21 protein-coding genes and 1 tRNA gene are annotated in these 18,764 nt (G+C 53.6%); 17 read left to right on the plus strand and 5 right to left on the minus strand.

Annotated features, from left to right (window positions below):
* The first annotated feature begins 30 nt into the window (after positions 1-30).
* The 7 genes from GS3922_RS06235 to GS3922_RS17820 all read left to right on the plus strand — a co-directional run bounded on the left by GS3922_RS06235 (position 31) and on the right by GS3922_RS17820 (position 5,931).
* Positions 31-1,686 carry an AMP-binding protein gene (locus GS3922_RS06235; RefSeq protein WP_063167326.1) on the plus strand — a complete coding sequence of 552 codons (1,656 nt, stop codon included), beginning with the start codon at positions 31-33 and terminating at the stop codon, positions 1,684-1,686.
* 58 nt (positions 1,687-1,744) lie between these two features.
* Entirely contained in the window at positions 1,745-3,292 is a 1,548-nt protein-coding gene (locus tag GS3922_RS06240; protein ID WP_063165646.1) for an acyl-CoA carboxylase subunit beta, read from the plus strand.
* Between the two features lie 316 nt (positions 3,293-3,608).
* Entirely contained in the window at positions 3,609-3,893 is a 285-nt protein-coding gene (locus GS3922_RS06245; RefSeq protein WP_063165647.1) for an autorepressor SdpR family transcription factor, read from the plus strand.
* Positions 3,880-4,527 carry an SdpI family protein gene (locus tag GS3922_RS06250; RefSeq protein WP_063165648.1) on the plus strand — a complete coding sequence of 216 codons (648 nt, stop codon included), beginning with the start codon at positions 3,880-3,882 and terminating at the stop codon, positions 4,525-4,527. Before GS3922_RS06245 ends, GS3922_RS06250 begins: the two co-directional genes overlap by 14 nt.
* 22 nt (positions 4,528-4,549) lie before the next feature.
* Positions 4,550-5,332, plus strand: a complete 783-nt coding sequence (locus tag GS3922_RS06255) for a YhfC family intramembrane metalloprotease (RefSeq protein ID WP_063165649.1) — start codon at positions 4,550-4,552, stop codon at positions 5,330-5,332.
* Positions 5,329-5,694 (plus strand): VOC family protein, encoded by a 366-nt coding sequence (locus tag GS3922_RS06260; RefSeq protein WP_063165650.1) that lies wholly within the window; start codon positions 5,329-5,331, stop codon positions 5,692-5,694. Before GS3922_RS06255 ends, GS3922_RS06260 begins: the two co-directional genes overlap by 4 nt.
* A 99-nt stretch (positions 5,695-5,793) precedes the next feature.
* The gene (locus GS3922_RS17820; protein ID WP_168157878.1) at positions 5,794-5,931 is read left to right on the plus strand and encodes a hypothetical protein; all 138 of its coding nucleotides are present in this window, start codon (positions 5,794-5,796) and stop codon (positions 5,929-5,931) included.
* A gap of 46 nt (positions 5,932-5,977) precedes the next feature.
* Here the strand turns inward: GS3922_RS17820 and GS3922_RS06265 are convergent, their stop codons facing one another.
* Positions 5,978-6,160 carry a small acid-soluble spore protein H gene (locus GS3922_RS06265; RefSeq protein ID WP_063165651.1) on the minus strand — a complete coding sequence of 61 codons (183 nt, stop codon included), beginning with the start codon at positions 6,158-6,160 and terminating at the stop codon, positions 5,978-5,980.
* A 245-nt stretch (positions 6,161-6,405) separates the two neighbouring features.
* On the opposite strand from GS3922_RS06265, the gene bioF reads away from it, so the two are divergent.
* Positions 6,406-7,578, plus strand: coding sequence for an 8-amino-7-oxononanoate synthase (gene bioF / locus GS3922_RS06270; RefSeq protein ID WP_063165652.1), 1,173 nt, complete (start codon positions 6,406-6,408; stop codon positions 7,576-7,578).
* Positions 7,579-7,661: 83 nt separating this feature from the next.
* Here the strand turns inward: bioF and GS3922_RS06275 are convergent.
* From GS3922_RS06275 to GS3922_RS06280, 3 genes are all read right to left on the minus strand, one after another.
* A tRNA-Pro gene (locus GS3922_RS06275) sits at positions 7,662-7,735 on the minus strand.
* A 123-nt stretch (positions 7,736-7,858) separates the two neighbouring features.
* Entirely contained in the window at positions 7,859-8,026 is a 168-nt protein-coding gene (locus GS3922_RS17580; protein ID WP_156485819.1) for a hypothetical protein, read from the minus strand.
* A gap of 19 nt (positions 8,027-8,045) precedes the next feature.
* Positions 8,046-8,507, minus strand: a complete 462-nt coding sequence (locus tag GS3922_RS06280; RefSeq protein WP_063165653.1) for a Uma2 family endonuclease — start codon at positions 8,505-8,507, stop codon at positions 8,046-8,048.
* Positions 8,508-8,580: 73 nt separating this feature from the next.
* On the opposite strand from GS3922_RS06280, the gene GS3922_RS17585 reads away from it, so the two are divergent.
* From GS3922_RS17585 to GS3922_RS06300, 5 genes are all read left to right on the plus strand, one after another.
* On the plus strand, positions 8,581-8,745 hold the full coding sequence (locus tag GS3922_RS17585) for a hypothetical protein (RefSeq protein ID WP_156485820.1): 165 nt from the start codon (positions 8,581-8,583) through the stop codon (positions 8,743-8,745).
* 138 nt (positions 8,746-8,883) lie between these two features.
* Positions 8,884-9,858 (plus strand): glutaminase A, encoded by a 975-nt coding sequence (glsA, locus tag GS3922_RS06285; protein WP_063165654.1) that lies wholly within the window; start codon positions 8,884-8,886, stop codon positions 9,856-9,858.
* Complete coding sequence (locus GS3922_RS06290; protein ID WP_063165655.1) at positions 9,827-10,231, plus strand: hypothetical protein; 405 nt, start codon at positions 9,827-9,829, stop codon at positions 10,229-10,231. Before glsA ends, GS3922_RS06290 begins: the two co-directional genes overlap by 32 nt.
* A gap of 430 nt (positions 10,232-10,661) precedes the next feature.
* Complete coding sequence (locus GS3922_RS06295) at positions 10,662-11,105, plus strand: MaoC/PaaZ C-terminal domain-containing protein (protein ID WP_063165656.1); 444 nt, start codon at positions 10,662-10,664, stop codon at positions 11,103-11,105.
* 133 nt (positions 11,106-11,238) lie between these two features.
* On the plus strand, positions 11,239-12,552 hold the full coding sequence (locus tag GS3922_RS06300) for an MFS transporter (protein ID WP_063167327.1): 1,314 nt from the start codon (positions 11,239-11,241) through the stop codon (positions 12,550-12,552).
* Positions 12,553-13,040: 488 nt separating this feature from the next.
* On the opposite strand, the gene GS3922_RS06305 is transcribed toward GS3922_RS06300, so the two are convergent.
* Positions 13,041-13,985 carry an RpnC/YadD family protein gene (locus GS3922_RS06305; RefSeq protein WP_063165657.1) on the minus strand — a complete coding sequence of 315 codons (945 nt, stop codon included), beginning with the start codon at positions 13,983-13,985 and terminating at the stop codon, positions 13,041-13,043.
* 477 nt (positions 13,986-14,462) lie between these two features.
* On the opposite strand from GS3922_RS06305, the gene GS3922_RS06310 reads away from it, so the two are divergent.
* The 4 genes from GS3922_RS06310 to GS3922_RS06325 all read left to right on the plus strand — a co-directional run bounded on the left by GS3922_RS06310 (position 14,463) and on the right by GS3922_RS06325 (position 18,665).
* Positions 14,463-15,467 (plus strand): LacI family DNA-binding transcriptional regulator, encoded by a 1,005-nt coding sequence (locus GS3922_RS06310; RefSeq protein WP_063165658.1) that lies wholly within the window; start codon positions 14,463-14,465, stop codon positions 15,465-15,467.
* A gap of 158 nt (positions 15,468-15,625) precedes the next feature.
* Positions 15,626-16,705 (plus strand): Gfo/Idh/MocA family protein, encoded by a 1,080-nt coding sequence (locus GS3922_RS06315; protein WP_063165659.1) that lies wholly within the window; start codon positions 15,626-15,628, stop codon positions 16,703-16,705.
* A gap of 59 nt (positions 16,706-16,764) precedes the next feature.
* Positions 16,765-17,514 (plus strand): ThuA domain-containing protein, encoded by a 750-nt coding sequence (locus tag GS3922_RS06320; RefSeq protein WP_063165660.1) that lies wholly within the window; start codon positions 16,765-16,767, stop codon positions 17,512-17,514.
* Complete coding sequence (locus tag GS3922_RS06325) at positions 17,511-18,665, plus strand: Gfo/Idh/MocA family protein (RefSeq protein ID WP_063165661.1); 1,155 nt, start codon at positions 17,511-17,513, stop codon at positions 18,663-18,665. Before GS3922_RS06320 ends, GS3922_RS06325 begins: the two co-directional genes overlap by 4 nt.
* Positions 18,666-18,764 lie beyond the last annotated feature (99 nt).

Below are 18,764 nucleotides of genomic sequence, written 5' to 3' on the forward strand. Positions count from 1 at the left end.
CAGTATTTTTAATAAGGGATGGTGAAACGGATGAACAAAACACGTCCGTATTGGCCGAGCGGATTGCCGAAGAAGCTCCGCTATGTGCTCGGCGAACAGCCGCTCTATCATTATTTGCGCCATCGCGGCGAACGCGAGGAAAACGAGCCGGCGTACATCTTCTACAACAAGGTGGTCACTTGGGGAACATTGCTGGATCACGTCCGCCGTTTTGCCCGCTATTTGCAGGAAAAAGGGGTGAGGAAAGGGAGCTATGTCGCCTTGTACATGCAAAACTGTCCGCAATACATCATCGCCCACTTCGCCATCCAGCAGTTAGGCGGCGTCGTCGTCCCGCTCAACCCGATGTACCGGGAATCGGAGCTCGCCTATTTTTTCGCTGAAGTGCCGCTTGTCGGCATCATCGCTGGGGAAGAAGGATTATCCCGCATTCAACAAGCTGAACAACAAACGGCGCCGCTGTCGTTTACGGTCGCTTGTCATTACGGCGACTATGCGGATCCGGCAGGGGAGATCCCGCTTTGCGAGGAGGTGCTGCAACCGAAGCAGACGTGTGAAGGCGCGGATGAGTTCACCGCCATCATTGCCACTTCTCCGCCGCTTGATGAGACCGCTCCCATTGACTTGTGGAACGATGTCGGATTGATCGTTTTTACGTCGGGGACGACCGGTCGGCCGAAAGGAGCGATGCTCCCGTATGGCAGTGCGCTCTTTAAGACAGCGGCGTCCGCGCAGGCGAACCGGCTGACGGAAAAACGCGAACAGCTTATGGCCCATTCCCCGCTTTGCCATATTGCCGGCATGGTGATGGGACTGAATATGCCGGTGTACACCGGCCATCCGTGCGTATTATTCACCCGCTTCGACCCGCTGGCAACGATCAAAGCCATCGAAACGTACAAAGTCACGGCATGGTACAGCATCGCTCCGATGAACGCGGCCATCCTGCAGGCGCTCTCTTCTGTCAATGCGGATTTATCGAGCCTAAAACGCAACTTAGCGACAAGCTTCGGCCTGCCGGTGACGAAAGACCTTGCCGAGCGGTGGGCGGAAGCGGCCGGCGGCTGCCTGTTGTACGAAGCCGCCTACGGGCTGAGCGAGACGCATACGTGTGACACGTTCATGCCGGATGACCGTGTGAAATTTGGCTCGTGCGGCATCCCAACGTATGAGACGGACATTCGCATCGTGGATCCGGAAACGAAACAAGAGCTCGGGCCCGGACAGTCGGGGGAAATTGTCGTCAAAAATCCGGGGGTTTTTAAAGGCTACTTCCGCCGCGCTGATGCGACGAACGAGACGCTGAAAGATGGGTGGGTGTACACTGGCGATATCGGGTATGTCGATGAAGACGGCTATTTGTATTTCCAAGGACGGCTGAAAGAGATGATCAAAGTGTCCGGCTACAGCGTCTTTCCGGAAGACGTCGAGGCGTTGTTGAACGAGCATCCAGCCATTAGACAATGTGCGGTCATCGGCGTGCCTGACCCGATGAAAGGGGAAGTGCCGAAAGCGTTTGTTGTTCTTCACGATTCGTACAAAGGAAAGGTGGCGTCGTCGGACTTGATCGAATGGTCGAAAACGAATATGGCGGCGTTCAAGTATCCGCGTTATATCGAGTTCATGGATGAATTGCCGGCGACGCCGTCAGGTAAAGTATTGAGAAAGCTGCTGCCACGGGAATAACATAGCGGCGGAGGTTGGCGCGAGCCGCCCCGCCTTTTCCGAAAAAAGGGGGATTATGATGGGGAGTTTGCGGCAATTAACAGACGAACTGATGGCGAAAAAAGCACGCGCCGCGTTGGGCGGCGGCGCGGAGAACATCGCTAAGCAGCACGAGAAAGGGTTGCTAACTGCTAGAGAGCGGATCGACAGGCTTGTGGATGCAGGAACCTTTATCGAGTTTGGACGGCTGAACGCGTCCGACCAGCCCGCCTTGGCAGAAACAACGTATGGAGACGGGCTTGTCGCCGGCATCGGCAAAGTGAATGGCCGCCCGGCGGTCATTATTGCCGGGGATAAAACGGTGCTCGCGGGAACAGAGGGGAGCGTTCATTTGCGCAAGTCGCGGCAGATGCATGCATTGGCTGTGCGCAATGGCTTGCCGATGTTTTTCCTCCATGAAGGCGGCGGGTTGCGCATGCCGGACGGGATGGGGTCGGACGGAATCAGCGATAAACTGTTTCCACGCGAGCTGCTCACCCACCACCGGCAAGTGCCGACGATGGCGGCAATTTTGGGAGACAGCTACGGCGGTCCGACATGGACGGCGGTGAGTTGCGATTTTGTCACGCAGCTGAAGGGGACATGCATGGCGATCGTGGGGCCGCGTATGCTCGAATTGGCGAATGGGCAGCGCGTCGCGCCGGATGAGCTCGGCGGCGTAGACATCCACCATCAATATACCGGACAGATTGACGCCGATGGCGAGACGGAGGCAGAATGCATCGAGCAACTGAAACGATTTTTTTCATACATGCCGCAAAATGCGAACGAGCGGCCGCCGATGCGGAAGACGGACGATGATCCATACCGGATGGTGGAGGAAGTGTTTTCGATTTTGCCGGACAGACAGAGCCGTGTCTATGATATGCGGCGAATCATCACCTGCCTTGTCGATGATGGCGATTATTTTGAGTATCAGAAACAATTTGGCAAAGCGCTGATCACCACCTTGGCACATTTGAACGGCCATGTCGTCGGCATCATCGCCAATCAGCCCAATCAATATGCAGGAGCGCCTGGGCCGCAGGAATGCCAAAAGGCGACGGAATTTATTTGTTTGTGCGACTCGTATCATATTCCGCTTATTTTTTTGCATGACACGCCGGGGTTTCGCGTCAGCGTCGAGGCGGAAAAAGCGAAAATGGCGACGAAAATCATGGTGTGGAATCAGGCGCTGGCACTAACCACCGTCCCGAAAATCTCGGTTGTCATCCGCAAAAGCATCGGGGCGGCGTACGGCAATATGTGCGGGCCGGGTATGGGAGGAGATGTGGTCGTCGCTTGGCCGAGCGCGGAAATCAATTTCACCGGTCCGGAAGTTGGAGTGAATGTTGTATACGGCCGCGAGCTTGAACGCGCCGACAACCCGCATGAGCGGCGTCAAGAGTTGCTTAAGCAGTGGTCGTTTGACAGCTCGCCGTATGAGGCGGCGCGCAAACATTTGATCGACGATGTCATCCATCCAGCAAAGACGCGGAAATTCCTTTGCCAGACACTTGAATATTTGCTTACATCCAAGCGCGAAAAAAGCGAGCGCTTGCTCGCCGCTTGGCCGACGGGGTTTTAACGGAAGTCAGTGGGAAGCCAAGCCCTACGTTACCATGGACTCGGGGGCGCCTAGTTGTGCGCGCTCCTTTCCACTGATATCTACGTGGGAAAACGAGAAAAGACGTTGACAGTCGAATGGAAATGAAATATTCTTTAATTAATAGCGAATCGTTTATCCGATATTTAGATGTTTTTCTAAATATCTAACTATATACGTATATATGTATGAAAACCTGTCACATTGGCGCATAAGAGGCAACGACAAATGAAAGCTCTCCCGGTGGCTTCCAACTCCTTAAGATGCATCCAAAATCGTTCACAAGGTGGGATTACCATTGTCGTTCAACGAGGCGTTTAAAGCGATTGCTGATCCGACGCGCCGAAAAATTTTAACGTTGCTGCGAACGGGGGATTTGACGGCAGGGGAAATCGCTTCGCACTTTGATATGCAAAAACCGAGCGTATCGCATCATTTGAAAATTCTAAAGCAGGCTGATTTGGTGCAAGACCGGCGTGAGGGACAGCATATCTACTACTCTCTGAACACGACAGTGTTTCAAGATTTGCTTCGCTGGTTTTACGATTTTGTCGAAAAGGGGGAGAGACATGATGAACGTTAGCCGGCTGACGATCGTGTTGACGGTTCTCGCTTATTTCTTGAGTGTGGCCGCCCTTCCGTATTTGCCGGATCAAGTGGCGATCCATTGGAACGCATCAGGGGAAGCTGATGGCTTCAGCAGCAAATGGTTTGGCGCGTTGCTGCTGCCCGTTCTCATGACGGTGTTCACGCTTTTAATGGCGGTCTTGCCGAAGCTCGACCCGAAAAGAGAAAACTACGCCCGCTTTCAAAAAAGCTATCGTATTGTCAATGCGGCGCTTTCCTGCTTTTTCTTGGCGCTGCATGCCGTGACATTGGCGTACAACCTTGGATTTTCCATCGATGTTGGGGCGGCCGTGCCGCTTGCCATCGGCGGTCTGTTTCTTGTCATCGGAAATTATATGCCGAAAATCAAACACAATTATTTCATCGGCATTCGCACACCGTGGACATTAGCGAGTGAGACGGTTTGGCATAAAACGCACCGTCTTGGCGGCAAAGTATTTACCGCGATGGGGATTTTGTCGATGCTCACCGCGTTTTGGCGCGGAGAGATGAGGGCTGTTTTGTTTCTCGTCATCATCGTTGTCGGCAATTTGTATCTCATCGTTCGATCGTTTCTTTATGAGCAGCAAGAACAGCGCAACCGTTCATAAATAAGCGGGAGGGGGAGAGGACGTGGGAATGATCGGTGCGGCGGTGCAGCTCTCCATTTCATTGTTTGTTCCAGTTGGTCTCGCATGGTACGGAAGAAAAAAAGGATGGCTTTCGTGGAAAGCGCTCGGCATCGGAGCGCTGATGTTTTTCGTGTTTTCACAAGTGTTGGAAAAAGCGCTTCACATCGCTGTCCTTGAACCAGGACGGCCGGCGCTGAAAGGGACGGACAGCGTTTGGCTCTTTGTGTTGTACGCCGCGCTGGCCGCCGGTGTGTTTGAGGAAATCGGCCGTTATGTCGGGTTTCGCTGGCTGTTGAAACAAAACCGGACGTATGGCGACGGCCTGTCATTCGGGCTTGGGCACGGCGGGGTGGAAGCGATGCTGCTTGGCGTGTTTGGCGCTGTGAACGCGATTGTGCTTCTGAGTTTGATTCAATCAGGCGCCTTCGACAAAACGATCGCCCCGTCGCTCCCGGCAGGCCAGGCGGAGCTGATCAAGGAACAAGTGCTGCACACGCCGTTGGCAATGTACGTGTTGGGCGGCTTTGAACGGCTGTTTGCTTTGGCGGTGCATGTGGCGCTGTCGCTCCTTGTTTTGCTTGGCGTGCGCCAGCGGCAGTTCCGTTATGTCCTGTACGCGATTTTGCTTCACGCGGCGATGGACGTCTTGCCGGCGCTCTATCAAGCGAAAGTGGTCAAAAACATTTGGGTGGTCGAGGGAGTGCTGCTCATTTGGGCGGTTGCGGCGGTTTCGTTCATCCGCCGGATCAAACCGGCATTCGCACAGGGGGGAGAGGAACGATGATTCGGATCAAACGGCTTGATCATGTGCAAATTTGTATTCCATTTGGCGCTGAAGATGAGGCGCGGGCGTTTTATACGGATGTGCTCGGTTTTCAGGAAATCGAAAAACCTGAGTCGCTGAAGGCAAACGGTGGGCTTTGGTACAAAGTCGGCGATATCGAGCTCCATATTGGAGCAGAAAACCGCGACGGCTACAACAGCAAAAGCCACCCGGCGTTTGAAGTGGAAGATGTCGAAGCCGCGCGCCGTTATTTGGAATCACAAGGCGTCGTGACGCAAGATGAAAAACCGATCCCAGGGGTGAAGCGTTTTTCCTTTCGCGATCCGTTTCACAACCGGATCGAGTTGTTGGAAAAAGTGTAAGATCGTTTAGTCATCCATTAGATCGGGCAGTGTTTTGCTCCTTCGCGATAGTAACCGCTTGTCATTCAGGGCATGCTAGAGACGAAGGAGGGAATCGCGATGGAGAGAAAAGCGAACAACAAGCGCAGCGACAAATCTGTCCGCACCGCTGATGCCCGGACGGCAGGCCGCGCGTCGATGAGGGAACAAGCTGTGCAAGACGCCTATAAAACGCGGGAAGAGGTAACGGCTGATTAACAAAAAAGCGGGAGAAAGGACGATTCCTTCTCCCGCTTTTTTGTGGTTACGAATGCTCTTCTAAGCTGGCGACCGGCACGCTTTGTTTTTGATTCGGATTGTCAAGCGGATGGATGGTTGCCATCCCTTTTTGCTGATCGACATGCTCAATGTAAATGCGCTGGCCGTTGTACGTGACATTCGCCATCACTGGCGATGAGGCGATTTCTTGCGCCCGACGAGCATCCATTTTCAGCACCTCCTTAGTTCGCAAGATGAACGGAAATAGGGACGTTTCAGACAGATATAGTATGACTTTTTGAGGGACGGGCTATGCATAAAGAGAAAAAAGGACCGACGCAGCAGTCACTGACTTATATAAATAAACATTGTTCTAAATAATCAATTAAACAAACTGTACAGACGGTACTAGTGAATTAGCGGATTATTTTGTAAACTTTATTTTATAAATAGTTTACATATAGGGGGATGAAGATGAAAACAGAGATTTGTTTCGAGTTGAACAAACTAGAGCAAAAAGCGCAAAAACGCCAGCTGTGCCGAGCGGAGGCATCAGGCGCTTCGGTCATCCTAAACGGAAAGCCGATGTTGAATTTAGCGTCCAATAATTATTTGGGGTTAGCGGATGACCAACGGCTCATTGAAGCGGGCTGCGAGGCGATGCAAAGGTACGGGGCTGGGGCGGGGGCATCGCGGCTCGTCGTCGGCAACCATCCGCTGTACGAACGGGCCGAAGCTGCGCTGAAACAGTGGAAACAAGCGGAGGCTGCGCTCATTTTCAACAGCGGTTATACCGCGAATATCGGTGTGCTGACGGCGCTGATTCGCCGCGATGATCTCGTCTTTAGTGACGAGTGGAACCATGCAAGCTTAATTGACGGGATTCGCCTGAGCAAAGCCGCCTGTTTCCGCTATCGGCATAATGACGTCGATCAGTTGGAAGCATTATTAAGGCAATCTCCGCCGGGCAAACGAAAATGGATCGTCACCGATGCTGTCTTCAGCATGGATGGCGATCTGGCGCCATTATCGGAGCTTGTCGAGCTGAAACGGCGCTACCGCGCGATGTTGGTTGTCGATGAAGCGCACAGCGGCGGGGTGTTTGGACCAAACGGCGAAGGGCTGCTTTGTCATTTCGGGCTTGAGAAGGAAGAAAATGTGATCGCCATCGGCACCTTCAGCAAAGCGCTCGGCAGCTTCGGGGCGTATGTAACTGGCGAGCCGTGGCTGATCGACTACTTGATAAACAGCGCCCGCAGCTTCATTTTTACGACCGCCTTGCCGCCCGCTGTCCTTGCGGCCAATGAAGCGGCCATTCATATCGTCCAATCCGAGCCGGAGCGGCGCGGGCGTCTGCATGCCTTAAGTGAACGGTTCCGCACGAAACTGACACAGCTCGGCTTTGGCACCGGCGGCAGCGAGACGCCGATCGTTCCCGTGATCGTCGGTCCGAACGACCAAGCTGTGGCGATGAGCGAGTTGCTGCAGGAAGCGGACATTGCCGCCATCGCCATCCGGCCGCCGACCGTCCCTGAGGGAACGGCGCGCATTCGCTTTTCCGTCACCGCCGCCATGACGGCAGAAGACGTTGATATGGCCGTTGACCGTATCGCTTGGGCAGGAAGGCAGATCGGGTTGATTTCCTAGGGGAAAACAGCGTCACGAGGAGGAAACGCGTGAGAGAACAAAAAAACCAGCCGGGCGTTTTCCGGCTGGTCTCCTTCGATCGATCGGGATGACAGGATTTGAACCTGCGACCCCACGCACCCCATGCGTGTGCTCTACCAAGCTGAGCTACATCCCGAAGAGGTTGGTCAGACATACTTCATTATACAAGAAAAACAGGATAAGATCAATGGCTAATTTTCCATGAAGTCAGAAAAGGATGCCGTTGAAAGGCCATCGGCATCCGACGAGGCTTCGTCTGTCAGCCATGGATTAACCGTGCTCTGAAACGGGGGGGGGATGCCATCGATCGGGCCATTCGCTCCAACTGTTTGCGAATCTGGCCGCGGCACACTCCGCTGTGGTAACAGCCGACCGTCTCGATGCCAAAATCAAGCAACTTTCGGACAGACCGTCTCGCTTCGTCCATATCGGGCGTTTCCTGTTTTCTACACGCCTTGGAACACGAGCGCTGTGTCAATCGTTCCGATGACAGAATCGAACATTTCGCCACAGGCGATGATCGTTTCGGCGTATCGATCATGTTCGAGTGTGCACTGACGGATCGTTTTGTTGTAGGGGTCGGCGATCCAGTATTCTTCCACTCCGTAGGCGCAGTACAAATCTTTTTTCAGCGTCACATCGATTTTGTAGGTTGACGGGCTGACAACTTCGATGACAATGAGCGGCCGCCCCTTATAGCCGCCGATGATTTTTTCCGGCCGTTCGCAATAGACAGCGACATCCGGCTGGATAAACTCGTTCATCACGTTTCCGTTCTTTTCGAGTTTCACGGATAAGTTGGAAATCGGTTGGCATGGGCTTTTTCCTTTGATCATGGAAACAAGATTGTCGCAAACGATTTGATGTTCCCATGACGGGGACGGGGACATATTGATGGCTTCTTGCATGCTCCTCACCTCTTTATTCATTATACTTGAAACCGTTCTCCCTTGCCTACAACAAGGTTGTTAGAGAAAGACGATGGATGTCTATGTGCTCGAAGAAGGGAGATTCCGCCATCAAGGGATGTATGTTCGCGATGAGACGATTCCTGTCCGCCCCTTTCCCGGATTTGCAATCGATTTGAAAAACGTGTTTGCGGAGGAAGAACAAGAAAAAACAGATGCCGTTCAAACAACAGGCTAAGGACATCTTGAGAGGAGCGGGGCCGTTGTTTGCCGGCGGCCCCGCTTGGCGAGGGCAAAGCGAACCTATCGGTAATTGCTGCTGTTTGAACCGTTTGGGCATAGAAACGGAAAAAACAGGCGATACTAACGATCGGTGATGAATGTGTACAATCAAGAAGAACTGGCCCGCTTTGTCGAAGAAGCGAAGCAGTACGCCCGCTACGGAAAAGTGGCTGACTACATCCCCGCCTTAGGCAAGGCGAACCCAAGTGAGCTGTCGATCGCCATTTACACGCCGGACGACGAAGTGGTAAGCGCCGGCGATGTAACGGTGAAAGTGACGCTGCAAAGCATTTCCAAAATTCTTGCCTTGGCCCTTGTGTTGATGGATCACGGAGAAGATGACGTGTTCCGCAAAGTCGGCATGGAGCCGACAGGAGACCCGTTCAACTCGATCGCCAAGCTCGAGGAAGTGCAGCCGGCCAAACCGCTTAACCCGATGATTAACGCCGGGGCATTGGCGGTGACGCACATGATCCGCGGCCGTTCGGTCGAAGAGCGGCTCGGGCGGCTGTTGGCGTTCGTGCGCCGATTGGCAGGCAACGAACAGATTACGTATTCAAAAGAAGTGGCTCAATCGGAGTTTGAAACCGCGTTTTTAAACCGGTCGCTTTGCTATTTTTTAAAGCAGCACGGCATTATTGATGAAGACGTCGAAGAGTTGATGGACTTGTACACGAAGCAATGCGCCATTGAGATGACATGCATCGATTTGGCGCGCATTGGCTTAGTATTCGCGCTTGACGGGCGCGACCCGCATTCGGGTGAGCCGCTCATGCCGCTTGATGTCGCCCGCATTTGCAAAACGTTCATGGTCACGTGCGGCATGTACAATGCATCCGGGGAGTTTGCGATCAAAATCGGCATCCCCGCTAAAAGCGGCGTCTCGGGCGGCATTCTCGCCGCCGTCCCTGGGCGGTGCGGCATCGGCATTTTCGGCCCGGCGCTCGATGAGAAAGGGAACAGTCTCACCGGGATCAAGCTGCTTGAGCGGCTGTCCAAAACGTATTCATTAAGCATTTTTGGAGGAGGGAATGACAGTGAAAACATTTACGGTCCAGTTTCACCGTGAAGATGATGTGGAAGCGATGAACGTCGGCAAGTTGAGCCAAGACGAATTTGACAAAGCGACCGAAGGCGGAACGCGGCATTTGTTTGATCTTGACACGAACATCGGCTATTTTGTCTTTTTTGACGCTGAAGACAACGAAGGGAATGTGTCCTACTTAATGCTTCAGTATGAGGAGGACAACGAAGACCCGAGCGCGTGCTACAGCTTCGAGCTAAAAGATTTTTACGAGTTTATGGCGCTCTATTTGAACGACCTCGAATTCGCCGACGAAGAAGAAATGGCTGAAGACGGCGAGGAAGAATATGGCCCGATCCACCATTTGGCGCATTTGCTTTACCATGTCGTTGAGGAAGGGAGGACGGTGGAGGTGTGAGATGGCGATCCCGGACGGAACAGTCCGGGAGTTTTTATTGATACGACTATGAAAGATAAGTGACACTCCTCCACTTATCAACTCCACCGTTTAGAAGATGGCTACCTAGACATAAGCTTTTCGCTGCTAACATTGCCTTGTTCTCGAGTAGAGGTGAGGGGACTAGCCTGTTACATTATTACAGCCGTTTAGAAACAAGAAATCATAAATAACCGTTCTATCCGCCACTTCTCATTCATATGTTAGTGACAAGTATGAGGCCAAACCGTTGTGAAGACCCGAGCGGTTATGTCTCGTGATTTTCGATGATAGTTCGCCTGAAATATACTGAAAATTGCAAAAAATTGATCAGCGAATCGTTTTTCCGTTGCTTGAAAGGGGGTGGGGATGGGTTGACTCTTTTTGAACATGAAACGAAAGGGGGATTTCATTGCGTTTTGACCGACCTTTTGAAGGGTATGCCGTAGGCGAGCGCTATCGGTCGCGTGGGCGGACGATTACCGAGGCCGATATTGTGCAGTTTGCCGGCGTTTCCGGTGATTTTTATCCGCTGCATACGGACCGAGAATATGCGAGGCAGACACGGTTTGGCGAACGGATCGCCCACGGGATGCTGACAATGTCGGCAGCGACTGGGCTATGGATGATGGAGCCGGGATGTGTGCTCGCTTTTTACGGCATCGACGCGCTCCGCTTCGTCCGCCCGGTGAAAATCGGCGATACGATTTACGTTGAATCGGAAGTGAGGCAGTTGACTGAGCGGGGCGAGACAGCGGGGCTTGTCACGGTGCATCAACAAGTCGTCAACCAACACGGTGAGACGGTCATCGATGCGGTTGTGCATGTGCTTGTGGCGCGGGAAGGAAAGAGGTGAACAGCGGTCGGGGCGCTGCTTTGGAAGCCGTCGTGAAAGAGAAAGATGGTTTTTGTAAGCGCTAACATTAAAGGGTAATCGGCTAGAGCTGCTTCAGCTATTATTCATTCGTTTTTCCGCGGTTTCACATATGATGAAAGGGGTGTTGGCAGCAGTGACAACGACGATGGATGCGGCGGAATTAAAACGCCAAAAAAGGCGGGCCGCGATTTCGAGTGTGGTCGGCACGACGATTGAATGGTATGATTTCTTCCTTTACGGGACGATGGCCGCGCTTGTGTTTCCGCAGCTCTTTTTCCCGCAAAGCGACCCGTACGTAGCGCTTATGCAGTCGTTTACAACGTTCGCCTTAGGGTTTGTCGCCCGGCCGGTCGGGGCTGCGATTTTCGGCCATTTCGGCGATAAAATCGGCCGGAAGGCGACGTTGGTCGCCACTTTGTTGTTGATGGGGCTGGCGACGGCGTTGATCGGTTTGATGCCAACGTACGAACAAATCGGCTTATGGGCCCCAGTCTTGGTGACCATACTCCGTCTCATTCAAGGCATCGGAGTCGGCGGAGAATGGGGCGGCGCCATTTTGATTGCGATGGAGTGGGAAGAAGGAAAACGGCGCGGATTGATGGCTTCGCTGCCGCAGATGGGCGTGCCGTTTGGGCTGTTGTCCTCTTCGCTCGTGACGACATTAATGCTCGCGACTGGCGGTGACAGCTTTTATGCGTGGGGGTGGCGTGTGCCGTTTCTGCTTAGTTTCCTGTTGATTGCCGTCGGCCTATATATCCGGCTGAAAGTGCTCGAATCGCCGCTGTTCCAAGAAGCGATGAAAAAACAAGAAACGAGCAAGATGCCGGTCGGCGAGGTTCTCGCCAAACATCCGCGTGAAATTCTTTGGTCCGCGCTCGCACGGGTGATCGAAAACGGGTCGTTCTATATTTTTGTTACGTTTATCGTCAGCTACGGAACGACATTTTTGAAAATGGACAAAAGCATTTTCGTCAATGCGACGATTATTGCGGCCATTATCAATGCGCTTTCCATTGTGTATTCCGGCCATTTATCCGACCGGTGGGGGCGGCGGCGCGTCTATATGACAGGCGTCATTTTGCTTATGCTTTGGGCGTTCCCGTATTATTGGCTCGTCAACACAAAAAGCGTAGGTCTGATTATGTTGGCGACGATCATTGCCATGGTGTTCCATGGTATGCTGTATGGTCCGCAGGCAGCCATGATCGCTGAAAACTTCCCGACGCGCCTGCGCTACAGCGGCGCTTCGCTCGGCTACCAGTTGGCATCGATCATCGCCGGCGGCCCGGCGCCGCTCGTGAGCACGTGGCTGCTGCATAAATACGGGAGTGCAACGGCCATCTCCTTCTATATCGTCGTCATGGGCTTGATCTCGCTGGCCGGGGTGAAAATGCTGCAAGACCGAGCGCGCCAGGCGCTTGATTAATCCGAGCCCCCTTCCATGTTGCGGGCGCCTTTGCCTGAACGCAAAGGCGCCCTTTTACCTTGTCTGCTTGCAGTGTGGACGGTCGGATATGTTTGGGTGAACTACCCACCACCTACGCTTCGCTTAGAGGGAGGTGGGGGGTTCAAGCGACTTGTGCGTGTTCACTGAACGGTAAGCTACACACAACAACCCTTTACGCTTCCCTTCGTTCCGAAGGTGTCCGTTTGAACCATAGACGATCATATTCATCGGCGATGGCCAACCGAAATTCATCTCCCACCTACTTATTGGGCGATCACCCTTCACATTCCTTGAGGTGGGAGACTTCTTTCGGAAATTACGTTAAACATCTTTGTAGGTCACAGTCTTTACCAATGCGGAAGTCCTTCAGCAACTAGGACATGCCGCTCATACGGCGATCCGTTGGCCGTTTCGCCAACCGTCTTCGTTGGGCATCTCCCAGAGCCATCCCCTTGTTTTTTATTTTCCTACTCTTTAAGCAATGCCTGAACATCTTTCACTGGAAGATCCACCAACTGGGCAATGTCTTTCTCCGTCATTCCTTTGCGCGCCATGTTGCGGATCAGTTGCTTCATTCCCTGTTTCATTCCCTGTTTCATTCCCTGTTTCATTCCCTGTTTCATTCCTTCTTCCATTCCTTGCTTGATCCCTTGTTGAAGCCCGCGTTTCATCCCTTCTTCCCATCCTTCTTTCCTTCCCTTTTGCTCATAGGAAATGATCAGCTCCAATACTTTCTCTTTTTCTTTTGTTTCCATCGCCTTCACCTCTCTTTGCAGTTGTTGCTCTTCCTCCTCCGACAGCTTCACATATGTTTCAAAAAAGCCCAACAACAGCCTTTGCCTCGCTTCATCCAGCTCCAATCGCACCAACATGCGCAAAAACTCTTTTTTTAACTCGATTTTTTCACTTTCAGTATACCCCATTTTGCCAAGAAGGGCAGCCGAAATCGGATTGTTATGCCGAATATAATCCCGCCAATGTTTCTTGCGCAGCTCTACGGGAAAAAAGTGAAACTTTAGCACCTCACCAAAGGGAAACTCAATCGAAAACAAGGATGGTTCATCACGGAGGGTATCATAGCTGAAGACGGCGATCGGAACGATGCGGGTGCGGTATTTTTCGAACAGACGGCTGAAATAAAGAAACATTCGCTCGGGGAATGACAGTTGGATGTACGCCTGGTTTTCTACATGCACAATGATCAATCCGTCTTCTGCTCTCAGCTTCGTCTCAACCAATAGATCGACGCGGTATTTTTCACCTGCCGTGACATCGGTAAACAGTTCTTCGGACAGAAAGGACAAATGGCTGAAATCAATGTGTTCGTGCATCTCGGGGAAAAAGAGGAGAATAAACTCTTCGAAGAACGTTTGGATTAGTTCTTTGAACAATCGGTCATGGTCAATGGCCATTCGATCACCTCACTTTGAAACTTTACATCAATACTGATTCGTGAACAGAAGAAAAAATCCTGCATGGAAAATATAAAAAATGGATAACTAGGAAAAACCTCTGTTTTGTATTTACTTCCCATTTATACAAGCACCGGCCTGCCAACACCGCAAATGTTGCTGGACTTCTGGCTCTTGTCGAAAGAGCGGGGGTGCGCTAGTCTTGGACAATGCCCGGATTCATCATGTGATAAGTCTTTTATAGAGACTAAGATTTGAATCTTGTCCCGCCTACGCTTGCGGTTGGAGTGAGAAGCATCGATTCGTCCCATGCTTACGCTTGCGTAGAAGCTTTCTTGATACGGGATGATCTTTTTAGCCTATGAGAAAGGGGCAAACCATGTCTAAGACGGATTGAAAAAACAACGCTTGACAATTGCCCTGTCTTTCCGATACGATGGAGATGTAATCGATTACATAACTGAGAGGACTACACCGATGGCAAGCATAAAAGACGTAGCGAAGCGGGCAAACGTATCGACGGCCACCGTGTCGCGCGTATTGCGCAACGCGGACAACGTCACGGAGGAGACGAGGCAGCGCGTGCTCGAAGCCATTGAAGCGCTGAACTACCAGCCGAACGTGCTTGGCCGATATTTGCGGAGGATGGAGACCGAAACGGTGCTCGTCGTTGTGCCCGATATTACGAATCCGTTTTTCTCAAAGGTGTTGCGCGGCATTGAAGCGGTCGCCCTCGAGCATGGCTATCAGGTGCTGCTCGGCGATACGCAAAATGACGCCCGGCTTGAGGAGCAATATTTGAATGTGCTGCCGCAAAGACAAGTGGACGGGATGATTTTTTTAACCGCTCGCATCCAGAAAGAACTGATGGAAGAAATGACGCGGCAGTTTCCAATCGTCTTGGCGTGCGAGTATTTGGAAGGGACGGACATCCCGACCGTTTCGATCGATAACATCAGCAGCGCCCGCAAGGCGACAGAGCACTTGATCCGCCTTGGCCATCGCCGCATCGCCCATCTGTCCGGGCCGATGAACATCATTTTGAGCCGCGATCGGTTGCGCGGCTACTACCAAGCATTGGCGCAGCATGGAATCGATGCCGACCCAGGGCTCGTGCAAGAAGGCGACTTTTCCTACGAATCGGGATACAACATGACATTGAAGCTGCTCGCCTTTGAAGAGCCGCCGACCGCCATTTTCGCCGCCAACGATGAGATGGCGATCGGGGCGATCAAGGCGGTCCGCCACCGCGGCGGGCGCGTTCCGGACGATGTGGCGGTCGTCGGATTTGACGACATTCAAATGGCCTCGATTTTTGAACCGAGTCTCACGACGATCGCCCAGCCGATGTTTGAGATCGGCCAAAAAGCGATGGAGCTGTTGCTTCAGCTGATCGAAGGGGGCGAGGTCAGCCGCCGCCAGTTTGTTTTGCCTGACCACCTCATCATTCGCGACTCGTGTGGGGGGGAGCGTCTAGTTTGATGGAAGCGCTCCCTTCCCCGGCGGCAGAGGAGCAGGTCAGTTTTTTTGTAAATGTGATGTAATCGATTACATCACAAAGGGTGTTACTTCAAACAAATAATAGAGGCGACGTGGAAGCAAGTCGCGCGAAAACAAATGAACGCAAGGGGGAAATCGATATGGAAAACGCACGCCCAATCCGCCTCGGCTTGATTGGAGCTGGAGGGATTTCCAACGAACACATCAAAGCGGCGCTAAAGCTTTCGGAGCGCGCCGTCTTGCAGGCGATTTGCGACGTCAATGAACAAGCAGCCGTGGAAAAAGCGAAAACGTATGGCATTCGCAACGTGTACAGCGACTACAAAGAGCTGCTCACCTCACCAGATGTCGATGCCGTCATCATCACCGTGCCGAACTTTTTGCACGCCCAAGTGGCGGTCGACAGCTTGCGGGCCGGAAAACACGTTCTTTGCGAAAAGCCGATGGTAACGAAAGCGGAAGAAGCGGATGCCATCATCCGCGCCCGCGACGAATCGGGGAAACAATTTATGGTCTCGCTGAACAACCGATTCCGTCAAGCGGCGCAATGGCTTCATGAACGCATCGCAGAAGGCGCGTTCGGCGACATTTATTACGCGAAAACGGGCTGGGTGCGCCGCCGCGGCATTCCCGCATGGGGGGCGTGGTTTTTTGACCGTGAGCGCTCCGGAGGCGGTCCGCTCATCGACTTAGGCGTTCATATGCTTGATGTCACGCTTTGGCTGCTTGGAAACCCGAATCCGATCGCGGTGACGGGGAAAACGTACGCCAAATTTGGCCCGCGCCACCAAGGGGCATGGCCGGGAACGGCGTTTGCGCCAACCGCCTCGTATACGGTCGAAGACTTCGCTTCGGCGTTCATCCAGCTCGAAAACGACGCGACGGTGCTGCTTGAGACGAGCTGGGCGTCGCACATCGAAGAGGAGCGGGCGTATGTCGAGTTTCTTGGCACCGAAGGCGGCGTGCGCTGGGAGTGGAATGTGGCTGGAAACCGCCAAGAAGTGAAATGGTTCCGCCATGAACACGGCGTTCCAGCGGATGTCACCCTCCATTTTGACGATCAAGGCGAACGGGTGGCGCTCCTTGACCATTTCTTGACGAGCATCGCCGGGAACACATCACCGCTTTGCACGGCGGAACAAGGACTCACGATCGCCAAAGTGCTGGAAGCGATTTATGCCTCGTCCGAACAAGGGCGGCAAGTCCGCATTGAATGGTAAAGATCAACTGCTTTGTGCTTGCCGCGGCAAGCCGAAATCCAATCGAGGGGGAAGAACATATGACAACACCGATCCGCGTCGTCGTCTGGAACGAATTTCGCCATGAAAAGAAAAATGAAAAAGTAAGAGCCATTTATCCGGAAGGGATGCACACCGTCATCGCGAGCTACTTGGCTGAAGCCGGGTTTGACACAGCGACCGCCGTGTTGGATGAACCGGAGCACGGCTTGACCGATGAGGTGCTCGACCGGTGCGACGTTCTCGTCTGGTGGGGGCATATCGCCCATGACGAAGTGAAAGACGAAGTGGTTGAACGCATCCACCGCCGCGTGCTTGAAGGAATGGGGCTTATTGTTCTCCACTCCGGACATTTCTCGAAAATTTTCAAAAAGCTGATGGGAACGACATGCAATTTGAAATGGCGCGAGGCGGATGAAAAGGAGCGTCTCTGGGTCGTCGCCCCGGGCCATCCGATCGTCGAAGGGATCGGACCGTACATCGAGCTTGAACAGGAAGAAATGTACGGTGAGTTTTTCGACATTCCGGAGCCGGACGAAACGATTTTCATCAGCTGGTTTGAAGGCGGGGAAGTGTTCCGCAGCGGCTGCACGTTCACGCGCGGGAAAGGGAAAATTTTCTACTTCCGCCCCGGCCATGAAACGTATCCGACGTACCATCATCCAGATGTGCTGAAAGTGATCGCCAACGCCGCCCGCTGGGCCGCGCCGGTCAACCGCGGGGAAATCGTCTTCGGCAACGTCAAGCCGCTGGAACCGATCAAAGCGAAACAAGGGGGAACAGCGCGATGAAACCGATCAACGTCGGCATCGTCGGCACGGGCTTTTCCGCCTCGTCCCATATCGAGACGCTCCGCCGCCTGCCGTTTGTGAACATTGTCGCCATTGCCTCAAGCAGCCAAGAAAAAGCGGAGGAAGCCGCGCGCCGGTTCGGGATTCCGAAAGCGTACGGCGACTACCGGGCGCTGATTGACGACTCGGACGTGGAAGCGGTCCACAACTGCACGCGCAACGTCTTGCATTTTCCGATTAACAAGGCCGTGCTGGAGGCGGGGAAACATTTGTTGTCGGAAAAGCCGCTCGCCATGGACAGCGAGCAGTCGACCGAACTGAAACAACTGGCGGACAAAAGCCCGGGTTTGAGCGCTGTCTGCTTCAACTACCGCCACTACCCGCTCGTCGCTGAGGCGAAAGAGCGGCTCGCCCGCGAAGCGAAGCGCGTCCATTTCGTCTATGGCGGCTATGTGCAAGACTGGCTCCTTTATGACACCGACTACAACTGGCGGCTCGATCCGGCGCAAAACGGCCCGTCGCGCGCCATCGCCGACATCGGCTCGCACTGGTGCGACACAGTGCAATACGTGCTCGGCAAACGCATCGTCGAAGTGTTCGCCGATTTGCGCACCGTCCATCCGGTTCGCTACAAGCCGAAGCAGGAAGGAAGCACGTTCACATCCGGACGCGCTCAAGACGCCGAACCGGTCCAGATTGATACGGAAGACGGCGGCAGCGTGCTCGTCCATTTTGCTGACGGCACCCACGGCGCATTCACGATTTCTCAAGTGAGCGCCGGCCGGAAAAACCGGCTCTATTTTGAAATCGCCACCGATGCCATGACGCTCGCCTGGGATCAGGAGCACCCGAACCGCCTCTGGGTCGGGCGCCGCAACGGCCCGAACGAAGAAGTCGTCCGCGACCCGGCGCTCTTGTCGCCGCGTGCCGCCTCGCTCGCCCATTACCCGGGCGGCCATGAAGAGGGCTGGCCGGACGGGCTGAAAAACTTGTTCTTAGACTTTTACAGCGCCATCAGCCGGAAACAGCGCGGCGAGGCGCTCGGCGAGCTGCCGTTTGCGACGATCGCCGACGGCCATCATACGATGACGATCGTTGACGCCATTTTGGAAAGCCACCGGACGAAACAATGGGTGCGGGTGGCGGAATAAACAGCGTCAGCGCGGCCAGCACGGGCGCGAACGGCGCGCCAAAACAAAACGACACGGTGGGGCCGGCCGCCGACTGACCGGCCCTACACCGCAAGAAGG

The organism is Geobacillus subterraneus, assembly GCF_001618685.1.
Lineage (GTDB): Bacteria > Bacillota > Bacilli > Bacillales > Anoxybacillaceae > Geobacillus > Geobacillus subterraneus.

Coding starts and splice junctions, on each gene's coding strand:
- GS3922_RS06235 (WP_063167326.1), top strand. CDS start 31: ATGAACAAAACACGTCCGTATTGGCCGAGCGGATTGCCGAAGAAGCTC.
- GS3922_RS06240 (WP_063165646.1), top strand. CDS start 1,745: ATGGGGAGTTTGCGGCAATTAACAGACGAACTGATGGCGAAAAAAGCA.
- GS3922_RS06250 (WP_063165648.1), top strand. CDS start 3,880: ATGATGAACGTTAGCCGGCTGACGATCGTGTTGACGGTTCTCGCTTAT.
- GS3922_RS06260 (WP_063165650.1), top strand. CDS start 5,329: ATGATTCGGATCAAACGGCTTGATCATGTGCAAATTTGTATTCCATTT.
- GS3922_RS17820 (WP_168157878.1), top strand. CDS start 5,794: ATGGAGAGAAAAGCGAACAACAAGCGCAGCGACAAATCTGTCCGCACC.
- GS3922_RS06265 (WP_063165651.1), bottom strand. CDS start 6,160: ATGGATGCTCGTCGGGCGCAAGAAATCGCCTCATCGCCAGTGATGGCG.
- bioF (WP_063165652.1), top strand. CDS start 6,406: ATGAAAACAGAGATTTGTTTCGAGTTGAACAAACTAGAGCAAAAAGCG.
- GS3922_RS17580 (WP_156485819.1), bottom strand. CDS start 8,026: ATGGACGAAGCGAGACGGTCTGTCCGAAAGTTGCTTGATTTTGGCATC.
- GS3922_RS06280 (WP_063165653.1), bottom strand. CDS start 8,507: ATGCAAGAAGCCATCAATATGTCCCCGTCCCCGTCATGGGAACATCAA.
- GS3922_RS17585 (WP_156485820.1), top strand. CDS start 8,581: ATGGATGTCTATGTGCTCGAAGAAGGGAGATTCCGCCATCAAGGGATG.
- glsA (WP_063165654.1), top strand. CDS start 8,884: ATGAATGTGTACAATCAAGAAGAACTGGCCCGCTTTGTCGAAGAAGCG.
- GS3922_RS06300 (WP_063167327.1), top strand. CDS start 11,239: ATGAAAGGGGTGTTGGCAGCAGTGACAACGACGATGGATGCGGCGGAA.
- GS3922_RS06305 (WP_063165657.1), bottom strand. CDS start 13,985: ATGGCCATTGACCATGACCGATTGTTCAAAGAACTAATCCAAACGTTC.
- GS3922_RS06310 (WP_063165658.1), top strand. CDS start 14,463: ATGGCAAGCATAAAAGACGTAGCGAAGCGGGCAAACGTATCGACGGCC.
- GS3922_RS06315 (WP_063165659.1), top strand. CDS start 15,626: ATGGAAAACGCACGCCCAATCCGCCTCGGCTTGATTGGAGCTGGAGGG.
- GS3922_RS06320 (WP_063165660.1), top strand. CDS start 16,765: ATGACAACACCGATCCGCGTCGTCGTCTGGAACGAATTTCGCCATGAA.
- GS3922_RS06325 (WP_063165661.1), top strand. CDS start 17,511: ATGAAACCGATCAACGTCGGCATCGTCGGCACGGGCTTTTCCGCCTCG.